This is a genomic window from Neobacillus sp. SAB-20_R2A, from assembly GCF_049568635.1.
Classification (GTDB): Bacteria; Bacillota; Bacilli; order Bacillales; family Cytobacillaceae; genus Neobacillus; species Neobacillus citreus.
This window is the reverse complement of sequence record NZ_CP145895.1, coordinates 362094-377566: the sequence shown is the minus strand read 5'-3', so window position 1 is coordinate 377566 and position 15473 is coordinate 362094. Positions and strand designations below refer to the sequence as shown.

Annotated in this window: 14 protein-coding genes; all 14 read right to left on the bottom strand. The window is 41.7% G+C overall.

The window, feature by feature from the left end; all coding sequences use genetic code 11:
• Position 1: 1 nt before the first annotated feature.
• The 14 genes from V5M37_RS01955 to V5M37_RS01890 all read right to left on the bottom strand — a co-directional run bounded on the left by V5M37_RS01955 (position 2) and on the right by V5M37_RS01890 (position 15447).
• On the bottom strand, positions 2-1378 hold the full coding sequence (locus V5M37_RS01955) for an RsmF rRNA methyltransferase first C-terminal domain-containing protein (protein WP_423800511.1): 1377 nt from the start codon (positions 1376-1378) through the stop codon (positions 2-4).
• A 173-nt stretch (positions 1379-1551) separates the two neighbouring features.
• Positions 1552-2373 (bottom strand): MBL fold metallo-hydrolase, encoded by an 822-nt coding sequence (locus V5M37_RS01950; RefSeq protein WP_423800510.1) that lies wholly within the window; start codon positions 2371-2373, stop codon positions 1552-1554.
• 114 nt (positions 2374-2487) lie between these two features.
• Positions 2488-3045, bottom strand: coding sequence for a hypothetical protein (locus V5M37_RS01945; protein WP_423800509.1), 558 nt, complete (start codon positions 3043-3045; stop codon positions 2488-2490).
• A 3-nt stretch (positions 3046-3048) separates the two neighbouring features.
• Positions 3049-3681: an SCO family protein gene (locus tag V5M37_RS01940; RefSeq protein WP_423800508.1), complete on the bottom strand. Its 633-nt coding sequence runs from the start codon at positions 3679-3681 to the stop codon at positions 3049-3051.
• A gap of 134 nt (positions 3682-3815) precedes the next feature.
• Complete coding sequence (locus V5M37_RS01935; RefSeq protein ID WP_423800507.1) at positions 3816-5495, bottom strand: cbb3-type cytochrome c oxidase subunit I; 1680 nt, start codon at positions 5493-5495, stop codon at positions 3816-3818.
• Positions 5496-5510: 15 nt separating this feature from the next.
• Entirely contained in the window at positions 5511-5978 is a 468-nt protein-coding gene (locus V5M37_RS01930) for a cytochrome c oxidase subunit II (protein ID WP_423800506.1), read from the bottom strand.
• Between the two features lie 11 nt (positions 5979-5989).
• Positions 5990-6139, bottom strand: coding sequence for a hypothetical protein (locus V5M37_RS01925; protein ID WP_213120851.1), 150 nt, complete (start codon positions 6137-6139; stop codon positions 5990-5992).
• Positions 6140-6492: 353 nt separating this feature from the next.
• A complete protein-coding gene (gene cyoE / locus V5M37_RS01920) occupies positions 6493-7428 on the bottom strand; it encodes a heme o synthase (protein ID WP_423800505.1) in 936 nt (311 codons plus the stop codon).
• A 161-nt stretch (positions 7429-7589) separates the two neighbouring features.
• A complete protein-coding gene (locus tag V5M37_RS01915) occupies positions 7590-8378 on the bottom strand; it encodes an enoyl-CoA hydratase/isomerase family protein (protein WP_423800504.1) in 789 nt (262 codons plus the stop codon).
• A gap of 118 nt (positions 8379-8496) precedes the next feature.
• On the bottom strand, positions 8497-10572 hold the full coding sequence (locus tag V5M37_RS01910; protein WP_423800503.1) for a DUF4179 domain-containing protein: 2076 nt from the start codon (positions 10570-10572) through the stop codon (positions 8497-8499).
• A 13-nt stretch (positions 10573-10585) separates the two neighbouring features.
• On the bottom strand, positions 10586-11050 hold the full coding sequence (locus V5M37_RS01905) for a phage tail protein (RefSeq protein WP_423800502.1): 465 nt from the start codon (positions 11048-11050) through the stop codon (positions 10586-10588).
• Positions 11051-11272: 222 nt separating this feature from the next.
• On the bottom strand, positions 11273-12604 hold the full coding sequence (locus V5M37_RS01900) for an amidohydrolase (protein WP_423800501.1): 1332 nt from the start codon (positions 12602-12604) through the stop codon (positions 11273-11275).
• Positions 12601-14313, bottom strand: a complete 1713-nt coding sequence (locus V5M37_RS01895; protein ID WP_423800500.1) for an adenine deaminase C-terminal domain-containing protein — start codon at positions 14311-14313, stop codon at positions 12601-12603. The genes V5M37_RS01900 and V5M37_RS01895 overlap by 4 nt, the downstream gene beginning before the upstream one ends.
• Before the next feature lie 75 nt (positions 14314-14388).
• A complete protein-coding gene (locus V5M37_RS01890) occupies positions 14389-15447 on the bottom strand; it encodes an ABC transporter substrate-binding protein (protein ID WP_423800499.1) in 1059 nt (352 codons plus the stop codon).
• Positions 15448-15473 lie beyond the last annotated feature (26 nt).

Sequence of the window (15473 nt, the reverse complement as noted above, 5' to 3'; positions counted from 1 at the left end):
CTCAACCAATCCCAGTCCAGCGCAGCCCTTTTGGGAAATGGTTTTTCAAAATATGATCTGACAGCTTGCCCCAGCCGATGGAATAGCCGTCTACCTCCAACAAGTACCAGCCTTTCGGACCCTCTGCCGCCAAAGACTCTCCTTTTAAATAGGCGAGCATTTCACGGGAATCCTTCTCTAGATTCCATTTATGCTTCACCTGTTCCCCGGTTAAACCTAAAGCAAGGGCATGTGACGGCTCAAAACGGTTCTTTTTAATCGTTCCTAGATGCCATCCCGGCCGGACAACCTTCAAATTTTCCAATGACAGCATCTCTTTCGGAAGCAAGTACAACTGCTCGCCAAATAAAAGAAATTCCCCTTTTGGCGTTTCAAGTAAAGTCTCCTCCGCAAACTGATAATAGCTTTTTAAAATTTTCTGGTCGGACAAGGTTTTAGCGTACTTCAGCCTGCCGCCCGCCTCGTCACCATCCGTTTTTCTTAGAACAGCAATGTAGTGCCCCTCACCCTGTAATTGATGAGGCCAAATCCTGACCGTCTTTCCAAGACCAGAAGCACCATCTGAAATCCAGTCTGGCCTGCCCTTTCCAAAGCCCTCATAAACCTGAACATCCTCTATCTCAAAGTTAGGGCTATCTTTTAAAAACTTACTAATAACACCTTCATTTTCTTCGGGTGAAAATGTACAGGTCGAGTATACGAGCCTGCCCCCCGGACGAAGCATTGTCCCAGCGTGTTCGAGAATATCAAACTGCCGAGCGGCACATACCGCTACATTCTCAGGACTCCATTCAGCACAGGCATCAGGATCCTTGCGAAACATCCCCTCTCCAGAGCACGGTGCATCGACCATGATCCGGTCAAAATACCCCGGAAACCGCTGGGCCAGTCTCGCCGGAGTTTCATTGGTTACAACGGCGTTCCTAATCCCCATCCGCTCGACATTCTGCGAAAGAATCTTGGCCCGTGCAGGGTGAATTTCGTTCGTGAGCAAAAATCCCTGCTGCTGCATTTTTCCCGCAATATGAGTGGTTTTCCCACCCGGCGCTGCACATAAATCCAAGACACGCTCACCCGGCTGCGGGTCGACTAGCTCCCCTGCCGCCATCGCGCTTGGCTCCTGAATATAATACAGGCCTGCCTCATGGTACGGATGCTTTCCAGGCCGGTCCTCTGTTCGATAGAAAAACCCCTCTTTCACCCATGGGACTTTTTCCAGATTAAAAGGGCTGATTTTTTTAAACTCCTCAACTGAGATTTTTAAAGGGTTCACCCGAAACCCTTGCGCTCTATTATCGTGATAACTTTTTACAAAATCCTCATATTCCTCATCTAAAAGGCTCTTCATTTTTTCGAGAAAGTCCTTTGGCAACTCCATGTTGATCACCCATCTGCTGTTTAAAATAATGTTTACGATAAATTTACCACTGTTTTTAAAAAAATAAAACGGCAGTACACTGTTTCAGAGTTTCTGCCGTTCGAGTATACTTACCTGACCATAACAATGAGTAAATTCATGCTTGTCCAGTTGCTATTTAGACTTCAAGGCCATTAATCTTGTGACCCACTTTTGATAACACCTTTCGCAAAATCCGCGACTATTGATGAAACGATATGAATCGAGTCCCATTCCCCGCCCGAAACAGTAATAAGCGGGTATTTTTTTGGAAACAGCTTTTCATTAATCTCTGCTACAGAAAGCCCGATTCTATAAAGATGCTCCACTTCCCCGCTAAGATTCTCGAGATTGTCTAATTTTTGCTTCAGCGTATCTTTTCCATTCTGTATGTAACCTGCATGAGCGCAAAACATTGAACCAAAATCATAGTTTAATAACGTCCGAAGGGAATTGATAATAACCGGAATCGATTCGCTCGACATAATTACCTTTGTTTTGGGAGCAACAAATAAATCTCCGGAAAAAAGCCGTCCAGTTTCCATATCTAGAAGCGCAACATGATCATCGGCATGGCCCGGGGTGTAAATCACTTTCCAAGTTGATTTGTGCGATTGAATTGATTCTCCCAGCGGCAATGCCTGAAACTCCCTGCGCACCCCCCAAGTAATCTGGCGGTATTTCGGATAGGGAGCAAACTCCGCACAAACGCCGACCCCTTTTGGATGGACATAAATTGGAATATCGCGATTCTCCTGAATCCACGGAGCGGTTCCGGAATGGTCCTCGTGACTATGGGTTAAAACAGCCTTATCAAATGAATGTTCTTTATAAAAAGAAATAAAATCCACTTCAATAGATTGAGGACCCGTATCAACCAACATGCCGTCTACTAAATAGGCAAAAATTTTGCGGCCAAACCTTTCCACGGTCCCTTCAACACAGACAACATCCTCTTTTGAATACACTTCAATCATTATTAAATCACCTCTTTATCTTCCAGTCATCTACTTCTACACTGCCATTAAACATCCCTCTTTATTTGCCTAAAAACAGCCGCCCGGAAATCACTCCAAGCGGCTGCATTTCTATTATTCATATTTCGTCCGGTCCGTAAAGGTAATATATATCAAGTATATAACTATACAAATTGCCGTAGTCAAGAAGCCCCAGCCTAGCGTGATTTGTTCGATAACCAAGTAGTTATTGCATAACTGGACAGGTGCATCAATATAAAGCCAGCCCACCACCAGGAACAAAATGGTGAAGAAGATGAAAAAAATATTTTTACCAAGAGAATTTAACTTTTTCCAGCTGTCCCTCAAGGGAATTCCAGCTAAAAGTGATAAACTCAAAAACTTAAATACCTCTACGCTTTGATCAGTTAAAGCATCATCCATCGAACGCGGCAGAGTCCAGAAGCCTATAATTATGACAAACAATAAAATTCCCGGAACGCCATTCCCGTTCCATTTTTTAAAAAATCTCGGAAAGCGGTCCATAAAAAGTCGTGCCATCAGGAACCCCGCAAATACCACCATTGGCATTTGCATATGCATATGGATAATCATCACGGATTCCATAAAATGAGCAATAGGCGGAATAGCTAGGGCAATAAGTAACAATAATCCATATATAAATTGTTGCATTGATTATTCCCCCGCTTCCTGATTCAGAATCTTGACAACCTTATCGGCTGCCTCATCTATTTTTTTATAGTCCATCACATCTTGAAGACTGCCTTTCGGGTCCACTAAATAAAATGCGGAATTATGAGTGAAATTCCCGTATCCGTCAGGAATAACAGTCACTCCAAATTCTTTTAGCAATGCATCCAATTCATTCTTGTCCGGAACCCTTGCCATCCGCCAGGTTTCCCCATCACTTTTAAAATAAGTGCGGTATTTTTCGAGCGTCTGTGGAGTGTCTCTGGATGGGTCAAAGCTGATGCTTAAAAATACAATATCTTTTCCCAAATATTTTTTCGGAATCTGCTCGTAAACCTTTAACATGTTCATTTCCAACTGCGGACAGACAGATGTACAAGACGTATAAAGAAAGGTAATAAATACGTACTTCCCTTTGAATTCAGAAATGGAATACTCCCGTTGCTTACTGTCCTCCAACGTTATTTTAGGAAATTTCGGCTTCTCATCCAGCAGCCTGTTCACCCTGGCCGTTTCCGCCGTAAAGGCCCGAAACCCATCTGTACCTGTATAAAATAAAACAAATCCAAACACAAATACGACTAATAGTGAAATTACCTGATGGCGATTTTTGATCATAACGACCACTTCCCAAACCTATTTTTAAAAAAGTTCTCTCTCTTTTAGCAGAAAGAGATAGCCCAGCAAACGAGCTATCTCTTTTGTTATCAATTCTGTCCAGCTTCAGCGCCTAGGCGCTGAAGCTTTTCTGTTTACCAGGTCTTAAACCCAGGTGATCCTGGAGGTGCATTAACAATAAATTCTGTTAATGGAACGACATATGCCATTGCAACGACTACTAGCATAACCACAATCCAAAGTCCCCAGCGCTCTGTCCAATAAGGAGTTGGAGAAGCATTTTCTTCTGCTTCCGCAATTGGGAATTCTGTTTCCCCTTTTGGTGCAAAGAACATCATATTAATTACCGCATACACTTGGAGAATAACACCGATGATTAACAAAGTACCACCGACAGCCAATGCCATCATATATGGGTTCCAGCCTAATGCTGTTGCATGATCGCCATATGTTGTAAAAGAAGTTCTTCGTGGTGAGCCAAGTAATCCAACTGTGTGCATGGCACCTGACATAAAGATCATGCCGATTGTCCAGATCCAAGTTTGAATGACACCTAATTTATTGATTTGTGGTGTTAAGACACGTCCTGAAATATATGGAACTAACCAATAACTAATCCCAAAGAATGCCAATGCGACCGTCACACCAAGTGTTAAGTGGAAGTGACCGACAATCCACATCGTGTTATGAACAACTGTGTCCAATTGGTTGGTTGTTTGCGCAATACCACCGGCACCCGCTGGAGCAAAGGAAGCCATACTGATAAATAGCGCTAGGAAACGAACATCGCCCCATGGCATTTTTTTATACCAGCCGATCAGTCCTTTTCCGCCTTGCTTTCTTGCCGTCTTTTCAAATACTGCAAACATGGCCCAAGCGGTCATTAATGATGGGAAACCAATGGCTAAACTCATAAATACGTGCATCATTTTAACTGGTAAAGAAATACCTGGGTCAATGATTTGGTGATGGAATCCACCTGTAATGTTCATGATTACCAAAGCGATAATAACGACGCGGGTTAATGTATCGCTCCAGCGTTTGCCGCCGATTAATTTCGGTGCAATGACATACCATGCAGAAGTAGCTGTTAAATACCAGATATTTACAAGCGTATGCCCAAAGGCCCAGAATAATGTACGAGAAACCATAACATTAACGGTCTTAACCCAGCCTAAAGACCAAGGAACTAGAATTAAAACTTCAACTGCTACAGGAATAAGTGCAAAAAACATTAGAACGTTGATACCAGTTGCAAAGTAAGAAAAGATTGGAACATGCTTTCCTTTATTATTTTTCCGCCAATTGGCTACTTGGATAAATGCGCCAACGTTGCACAACCACATACCTACTGCGAAGAATACTAAACCAATATAAAACATTGGGTGTGCTTTTAAAGGCGGATAGAATGTGTACATTACTGATGCTTCATTCATAAGGATTGGAATAACAACCAATACCGCGCCAATAATTTTGGCTGCAAATGCTGTCCAGACAAACTTTCTAACCTTTGGAAGAAGACCTCCCAGTTCATGTGAAAGACCTGCATACAGATAACCAAATGTAAAGAAAGTAGTGAAGGCAAGAAGCATGAACACACCGTGCATCGTAAGAACCTGATAATAGTTTAACCACGAAGGCAGCTCCAGAAGACCGGCACGGTTTAAACCTTGTGCTAATCCTAAAAATCCACCAATTAACAAGATGACAAATGATACAAATAAATATGTTTTCGAAATTTTTGCGTCTTCTTTATTAACACCTAGCAATTTAGTTGTTTTTGTTTTAAACGTTTGATTTATTGCTGTTTCCATTAGTCTTTCCCCCCTTTACTTAACCGTAATTGTAGTGCTCATCATTTGGTGGCCGGCACCGCAATATTCGTTACATAGCACTAAATAACTTCCCGGTTTATCAAACTTTTGGGTAACTCTTGAGATATAACCTGGTGTTACCATTGCGTTAGCGTTGGTTCCTGCAATTTCAAAACCGTGGACAACATCTTTTGAAGTTAAGATAAAATGTACAGTTGATCCAGCTGGAACTTCAATATTTCCAGGATTAAAGCTAAAAACTTGCAATGTCATGACTACTTCGTATTCATGATCGCCAATCTGTTTAATTCCAGGCTTATCAAAAGGCGCTGTTTGATCTACTTTTTGCGAATCGATAGTTTGGATATTACTTGGCGGTGCCATTCCTTCAGCAACAGCCTGATAGCCCGTGATTAACATGAAAATCATCATTATACCGAAGCTTAATGCCAGCCATATTTTTTCATCAAGATGCATTTTCATTTCTTTCCCCCCTATACTCTAGTCATATAAAGCCCATATAAAGTTAAATAAGTAACGAGAATAACGACGCCAACCACACCAACGGAAATCCATGTACCTTTTAACGGTTCTTCGTGCTGCTTGCCTGGCTTATTATTGCGATTTGCTTTTGCAGATGCCATTTGTGAATCCCCCTTTTGATTTATTCTGTTTTCTTACTTCTATCATAGTTAGGAACGATTCTCAGCGAAGTGAACTGCGTCACATTTCATAAGTGATTTTGGTCGTAAGAAAAAAGGAAATATTATTGTACCTTTTGTCCAAAATCCGAATGTTTATGAAAAAGAGTACGGAAAATAGCTGTATTTCCACTGTTTTTAACTTGTTAATCGAATAATTTTTATTGTGGAATAGAAAAAAATGGCGGAAAAAGGGGAAGAAATCAAAAATGACAAATTTGTGAATTAAAGTAAAATCATCTTAAAAAAACAAAAAAAGCCGCCCTTATTTTTCATAAGGACAGCTGCTAAATAACCTATTTAAATATTGGCAATGTTACCACAATCATCATAAGAAACAGGATGGTGATATAGTTTACGGAGTACAGAAAATTAATCTGGGCCCATTTCAGGTCATCTTTTGTAAAAAATCCGCTTATGCTCACAATTAGCCAGCCAAGGTTCATCACTGTAGCAATGACAACAAAGGTAAGCCCAAGCGATCCTAGATAAAACGGCAATGGCAATAGGCAGGCGATATAGACCACCATCTGCCGCTTCGTCATTTCAAACCCATGTACCACAGGCAGCATCGCTACCTTCGCCGCACGATATTCCTCGCACTTCTTCATCGCAATGGCAAAGGTATGCGGCATTTGGAAAACAAAGATAATCAGAAATAACATAATCGGAACAATATGAGTCCCTGGCTCAATTGCCGTCCAGCCAATTAGCGGAGTAACAGCACCTGAAACGGCACCAATCACGGTGTTAAGTGTATACCTCCGTTTGGACCACATTGTATATAAGATGACATAAGTAAACCAGCCTACGAAAGCATAAATCACTGCTTCCCATCTTGTAAAAGACAAAAGAATGAAGCCTAGTACTGTGAGGACAATTCCTATCGTTAATACTACTTTAAGAGGAATATGCCCTGTTACGGTCGGCCGATGCTTCGTTCTATCCATGACAGTATCGATGTCAACATCATACCAGTTATTAATGACAAGTGCTCCGCCCATGACCAGCGTACTGCCGATGATGGTCAGCAAAAATACATTCAAGTAATCAGAAAAAGAGGCGCTGGTAAAATAAAGTGCCAGCCAAAACCCAGTAAAGACGGGCAGTACATTGGCTATTAAGACAGGTCCTTTAAAAAGAGCTTTTATATCAGCCATAAGGCCGGAACGATTATTTGAAATAGCAGCACTTTTGCCTTTCAGTGCGGAAGGTATTCCATTTTGACTCATCCTTACAAACCTCCCCCAAAAATGATTATTACTATCTACAACTTAAGTACATGATTCCATATTACCATACTTTATCATGGAACACCCTTGTAGAAAAATTGGCAAAAAAAAGACGGGGGATGGCCCCCCGAAACTTATTCATTCTTTTAATTTACTTATTACTACTCTCCCCGGAAAACAGGTTTCCGCTTCTCGGCAAAGGCTTTTACCCCTTCTTGGACGTCTTTAGTGCCAAAACAAACTTTAATGGAAGCTAACTCTTGTTTTAGAATCGTTGTAAGATCTGTGTCAGGGCTTGCGGCAAGCAATCTTTTGGAAAGTGTCAGCGCAACAGGCGGTCCTTCCGCTAACTCCTTGGCAAAATTCATAACCCGATCTTGAAATTCTTCATCAGGGAATATCCCGTTAACCAAACCAATCCGTTCTGCTTCTTCAGGATAGATGTCCCGACCCGTATATATCAACTCCGTTGCTTTCCCCTGTCCTACCAAGCGCGGTAAAAAATAGGTCATTCCCGCATCCGGATTGAGACCGCGGCGAATGTATCCAGCCGTTACCCTTGCACCAGCAGACATAAAGCGCAGGTCACAGGCAAGAGCCAGAGCGAGTCCTGCACCAGCTGCAATTCCGTTAATTGCGGCGATGACAGGTTTATCACAATGAACGATTCCTAACGCCTGATGACCAACCCAGCCCAAGTTATCTAATGTTTTATGACGAGAATCAGCGGATTTATCTCTCTTAGCAAACTCGGTCAGGTCAAGACCTGCACAAAAACCTTTTCCACTCCCGGTTATCACAATGACACGAACTTCATCGTCGGCAGATGCCTCCGCAATAGCCTGAATGATCTCAGCACTAAGTTTATCATTAACGGCATTGAGGCGCTCTGGCCTGTTTAGTGTTAAGGTGCGAACCCCATTCTGCGTTTCTACTAAAATATGTTCCATTTTACTCCTCCTATTCTATTAATTTAAATTTTCAGATTAATAAAAACATAGCATATCCAAGATGGTTTGTACATGCGAGTTACTTATTTTGGAAAAATATAATCACCTATGATGTATGTTAGTCCACTGAAATCTTCACAACATCATCCAAATATTTTGTAGTGCTATACCCATAAATCTCCAGTCTTTTAGGGATTACTTTATCTTCAGCGTTGTTACTGTGTAATCTTATTCTTTGAACGGTAAAAAAATTGCGAGGCTGTTCGATTTCTTCATATGGCATTTGAATTTTACTCATATCGTATTCTACTCCGTCTTTATCAACGAGCACTCCTTCTGAATCCATCTCCATTGAACCAATTTCATTTTCATCCTCACCCACAATATTGAAGTTAAGCGACTCATATGCCCGATTCTTAATTTCATGATTGCTTATGATAACATTGGCAGGCTGTCCAACTTCCACCTGGTCGATAGTGATTGTACTGCCTGCATACTCAAAGGTTTGAGGATATTCCTTAGCAGCGTCCAGTTCAATGGTTTTGTGGTCTTCAAACGTTAAAAGAACAGATTTGAATTGAACGCTGATCTCTTTAGGCTTCTCTCCAAAAATAGAGTCAAAATGTGTTTGAAAAGTAGTCCAATTCATGTCTTGCTGTAAATCCAAAAAATTGCTGCCATACCTATCAGCTTTCATTTTTTTATCGTTCACTTCTAGATTGTCAAAATTAAGAAAATCCACCCGTTTCTCTGTCTGTTCATTATTAATAGCATATTGCAGAATCGTTGCTGTTGGAGCAATCGTTAGTTTATCAAATCGAATTGGGATCCCGTCGATGTCAGTCTCTTCATTCAACGCATATTCGATAGATGGCTGTTTTGTTACAGGAATCTCGAAGTTCCACTCCCCTGCTTTATTCTCCATGTTCCCGTAAGGCCTAAAACTATTCTGCTCGGAAGTATCACGAATCAATTTCTGAAGCTTGGTGATCTTGAGTTTGATTGTCCCGTTATCCGTTGTGAGTGGCAGCAGACTAATCTTTCCATGATACACATTCTTTTCACTATTATTTTCAGCCGATTTAAGGTCAGGAGGATAGTACCTTGGATATGTATCACGGCTCATGATGTCTTGTTCGTTCTCTACAAAAAAACCTTCATTAAAATCCATTACATATTGATTGTCTTCTTCTGTATCTTCTATTTCATAAAGGATAAGCGTCTGAACATCATCAGCAATCGCACTCTTGATCTTAATTTTCACCCCCGCGCTTTCCGCTTCCAGGTTCAGCCTTTCACCCAGGCCCTGTTGCAGAAAGGCACGCAACTCTTGATCTTCTTCTGTCCATGTGTAGTAAAGGTTGGTAAAAGAGCCTGTAAAAACTTCTATACCCATTAATAATGCTAAAACACTTGCAAAAACAAGGCCCATTCTTTTACGTTTGTTATTCTTCTGTTGCCTTTGCTTTTCCCTTTCTGCCAGCCTAGCTTTGACGTTCTCCATGAAATCAGATGGCACACGGAAATCCTTCATCCTTTCAGTAAGATTTACCATAGTTAACATGACATCCTGAAAGGGACCCAAATCCTTCTGACAGTCTTGACAATGATAAATATGCACCTCGAAATCAATCTTTTCCGACCGATCCATGGTTCTTTCCAAGTAATCGATATAATTTTTTTGATACTCCTTACAACCATTAAAGGATGACCCGTACCCCATTTCTTTTCTAAGTGACTGGATACCGGAAAACAGAAGCTCTTTCAGCTTTTCCATTGAAACCTGGAGAAGATGTGCCGTTTCCTCCTTAGAAATTCCTTTTACATATGTAAGGGCCACCGCTTCTTTCTCATCCTCTTTCAACCGATCAAGTGCTTTAAATAAATCCTTATGTTGTTCACTTTCCTCTGAGTCTTGTAAACTTCTATCTTTAGAAAGTTTTCGGCAGTTATGTATAAAAATAGATGTAACCCCCGTTTCGTATGTTGTTTCACTTTTAAAACGAGGTAATTCCTTGTGCACTTTTATAATAGACCGGTAAAAAAGCTCTTCCATTTGCTGCTGAGTCCTAAGATAAGACCAACCCAGAGTATAGAACGATTGTTTATGTTGGTCAAACCAATCAACGATGGACTCGAGGCTTTTTTCCCTTATTGGAGTGATAGATAAAGGATCTATTTTTGCTGGGATCATAAACATGTTCCCCCTAATATTCACCTTTAATGACAAAAAACGAGCCACGAATGGTTCCAGCTAGTTTAGACTTCTGCCTAGCAAACTTAAACTTCCCTTCTAACTCTTCTGGTACCTCCATCCCCTCAGAAAGCTTAAAACCAACAGCCCGCTTCTTAGGATTATCAACTGTATACAGGACGTTGACCGAAAGGCCATCCTCATAAAAGACATAAGTCCAATCAATATTTTCCACTTGAAAACGCGACGTCTCTAACGGTTTAGCGGCAAACTCAATACCACGTTCTTCTTTCAAAATTCGGTTCACATAATCAAGGGTCTCCCCGCTTTCGCTAGCTGGTACGACAGTAAATTCATGCTTGTATTTGTTCATAAAGTAACGGGCTTCATTAGCACGTAAACCAGCAAGCGCTTCTGCTACCGGTGAGGACTCTAAACCCACTGTAGACACATTTTTAAAATCAACGATATAGGACATTTTCATCTCTCCTTTAATCTCTTATTTCATAACAACAGGATACCACATTTCACCAAAAACTAATCCGTTTCACTGCCATATCTCAACCTTTTTGAATTAATCATAACCGGCGAAAAATTAGTAGAAATAGAAAAAAGGCAACGCCCAGAGGGTTAGTTACCTTTCTTTAAAATGAGTTGCGCCCCACATTCTACATTTGGAGTTACCAACCAACTCTAAATCCTATTTTCCCTCCATTGCTTTTAGAGCCTTTCTTTTAAATCCACATTCCTCCATGGCTGAAGTAAGCTCTGCTCTTAATTTCATTAGATCAAAATTTACTAATTGTTTTTCTGCCACAACTTGCTTTCCATCGATAAATACATCTCTTACATTTCCGGCATTTGCAGAGTACACTAAAACACTGTACGGATCAAAAATAGGAAACATATTGACCGAATCGATTTCCACTAGAATGAAGTCAGCTTGTTTTCCTGCCTGGATTGAGCCAATTTTGTCCTCCATACCTAAAACTTTCGCTCCTCCGATGGTCGCTAACTTCACAATCTCTTCAGCTGGGAAGACGCTGCGATCCTGTAAAATAGTTTTATGGAAATTAGCAAACAAGCGCATTTGGCTGAATAAATCGAGCGTATTCCCACTGCTTGGGCCGTCTGTTCCCAACCCAACTGTCACACCCGCAGACAATAACTCCCGGACACGGGCCACTCCCTTAGCCGATTTCGTATTGGCGCCGATACAATGAGCAACCTTTACATCATACCGCTTCAGCAATTCAATATCATGATCAGACAAATGAATACAGTGGGCAGCTACCAGCCTTGAGCTTAGCACACCAATCTCTTCTAAAAATTCAATCGGCGTTTGGTTGCGCTCTTTACGATACTTCTCCATTTCAAAATCCATTTCACTGACATGCATCATCCATGGCACCTGGTACCTTTGAGACAAAGCATCCGCCTGCTGGAGCACTTCAATTGTGTTCGTGTAAGGGGCATGTGGTGCTACCGTTGCCCGAATCCTGCTATTTCCTTGCCATCTTGGCAGAAACCCTTCAGCGTATTGCAATCCGCCCATTGGCTCCGGCACATCAACCGTTACGGAGTCGATGACTGTTTCCGCAAAAATGCCGCGGCTATGCATTTCATCTGCCGCTTCTGCTAATTTTTGCTCAAAATAATACATATCAAAGAAGGTTGTCACACCGGCAAGCTGCATTTCGGCAATCGCATATTTTCCGCTCGTGTAGGCAAGCTGTTCATTCATACATTCATTTTCTAACGGAAATAAGAAGCGGCGGAGCCGGTCAGGATAGTCATCACCTAAAGAACGAAACGGGATCATCCCGACATGAGTATGTGTATTGACCATACCCGGCAGCAAAATCGCCCCTCTAGCATCGATGCATTGGTCGAAGGCCAGCTTCTTTGGCAGTGAATCCATTGGACCTACTTCTACAATTTTACCCTCGGCTACTATTAAATAGCCGTCTTGAAACTGCTCCATTTTTTCATTCATCGTTAATATCCAGGCGTTTTTAATGAGTAAATTCAAACTTTCTCACCCTCCACCAATGGGATCATCATTTGCGAACGTACATTCATCATCCCTTTGTCGGTAATTTTGATTGCAGGTGAAACCGGCAAGGATAAAGTTGAAAAAGACATGATCTCGTTACTGTTACGATAGCCTAAGCTAATAATTGCTTGACGTACTTCCTTTAATTGCTGGCCTAATTCTTGAATCGGTGCATCGCTGATAATCCCGCCGACTGTCAATGGGCAAACCGCATGCACCTGCCCCGCTTGTGTCACGACATATCCGCCTTGCATGTCCAATAATTGTTTCTGCGCCGCTAGTATATCTGCCGCACTCATCCCCATTACCATCAAATTATGATGATCATGTGCCCAAGTAGTGGCAACAGCTCCTTTTTCAGATAAAGCATTCTCAACAAACCCATAGGCGATGTTCCCTGTTTTCCCATATCGCTCCATCACTATAATTAAGGCCAGCCCGCTATTCTCCCAATCTAAATAACCATCTGTAACGGCCATCTCTCTCTGTACATGTTCGGTAAAGGTACCCACTTCGGAAATTCGCATCACGTTGACGACAACCTTTTCAGCTGAATTCACCTTAATCCGCAAATCCTCTAAAGTCAGTTCCCGACAATGTATGGATTGATAGAAGTGCTCAGGAAAAGCAGGTTCCACTGCTGGATACTTGATTGCATTTCCCCGCTCGTGTACCAATTTTCCATCCTTATAAACTGCCGCAATATCCAGGCGTTCCACATCATCTACTAATAGAAAATCGGCTTTAAACCCCGGGACAATGGCGCCGCGGTCCTGGAATCCCATCCGTCTTGCAGGGGTATAGGTAGCGCAGTACAGCGCCTGTTCTGCCGGCATGCCGCATGAAATGGCTAAACGTACGTTTGCATCCAAATGTCCTTCCAGCAAGTCGTCCGCCATCACATCATCTGTAATGATTGCCATATATTCATAGAATTGATTTTCCACAATAACACGCATATTTTCCGGCGTTATTGATTTCTTTTGAAATTCTAAAAACATCCCGCCGGTGATTTTCTCATAAATCGATTGGGGCGACTGATGGGTGTGGTCAGCGGTAATGCCCGCATATAAAAATTTGGCCAATTCCAAATCCGAAACACGCGGCACATGTCCTTCCAAAGGCATAGCTGGCCTCTCCGTTTGAACAACGCGTAAAATCTGCCGAATCAAGGAATCCTCTTGATTAACAATGCCATTGAAGTCCATTGCTTCCCCTAAAGCGATTACTTTCGGATGCTTGAGGAGCTGCTTCACTTCTTCAACACCAATATAACCGCCAGTCGTTTCCAGCTCTGGGGTCGTAGATGGAACAGACGAAGGAATCGCATAGAAAATATCCATGACACTTGGCTGGGCAAAAAACGCCTCCAGCCCTTCCATGCCAAACACATTGGCGATCTCATGAGCATCAGCCACAACGGTTGTCACTCCATGGGTTAGGACAGCCTCTGAAAAAATGGCAGGGGACGTCATAGAGCTTTCAATGTGCATATGAATATCCATTAAGCCTGGGACCAAATACTGACCTCTTGCATCGACTACATCACCAGCCTGGAAATTCTCCACTTCGTCAGGTGTCAAATAATAAAATTTATCCTCAACAATGTACACATTTTTCTTTTCAAACTTTTTGGTAAACGTGTTAAAAACCTGTCCATTAATAATGGCTAAGTCAGCTTTCATTTCCCATTCCCTCCTTTAGATCAACCGCTAAAGAAAAAGGGCCAAGATGATCCTCAGCCCTTTTCCTAACCCAAACTATTTGTTCAAAATTCTATTCCACTGATTGATCCATGATTCAAGGTTCTTATTGACCAATAGTGAATCCACTTTCTTGGTACGAGCTGCCACATCACCATATGTTTTATTTTTAGCTGTTTCTTCGTTTAGCTCTACCTTTTTATTGGTTGGGGCTTCATTTAGAGATACGGCAGTTTTTTCTTGAACTTCCTGACTTAATCTCCAGTTGATATACTTATAAGCTAAATCTTTATTTTTAGAATTTTTGTTGATATTGATAGTATTAAAGTTGGCGTAAGTCCCAGATTGCGGTACAACATAAGCGACATCCGGATTGGATTCTGTAATCATCGGTACAGCAAAGTCGCCGACAACTGCTGCTGTGATTTCTCCTGATTGGAACATGTTAGCTAAATCGGATGATTTGCTATATGTTTTTACTATGTTTGGCGCTATCTCAGTGATTCCTTTAAACGCTGCCTTGCCATTATCCTTTGAAATGTCAGTATTCTCGTGGTTACTTCCTAAATAAAGCATGGCCGGACCAAAGGTTGTTGCAATGTCAGGAATAGAAACTTTCCCTTTCAAAGATGGATCCCATAAATCATTCCATTCTTTGATTTCCTTCCCTGCTGCCTTCTTATCGTAGACAATTCCGATACTGTTTAACGTGTAGGCAGGGCCAGATCCGTCTGCAGCTAATTCTTTTGCACTATCAATTAAGTTGTCCATATTTGGAACCTTGGAGCTGTCGACTTTTTCAAATAACCCTGCTGCTACACCGTCAGCGGCATTGGATTGGGACAATTCAATTACATCAACTGTTGAATTTGGATTGCTTTTAAGCTTTGTTAAACGCTCAGAGCTTGTACCTGTTTCTAACACAATGTCTACATTATATTTTTTTTCAAATGGTTTGAAGACGTCTTCCTGCATTTTATCTTCTTCCAAACCGAAAGTTGAGATAACCAATGTTTTTGGTTTTTCCTTGCTTGCAGTGCTGTCACCGCCGCCGCATGCAGCCAATACACTAGCAGCTGCAAGAGTTAAGCCTACTAAACCTAATGTCTTTTTCATTTTTCATGTCCCCATTTCGTAGATGT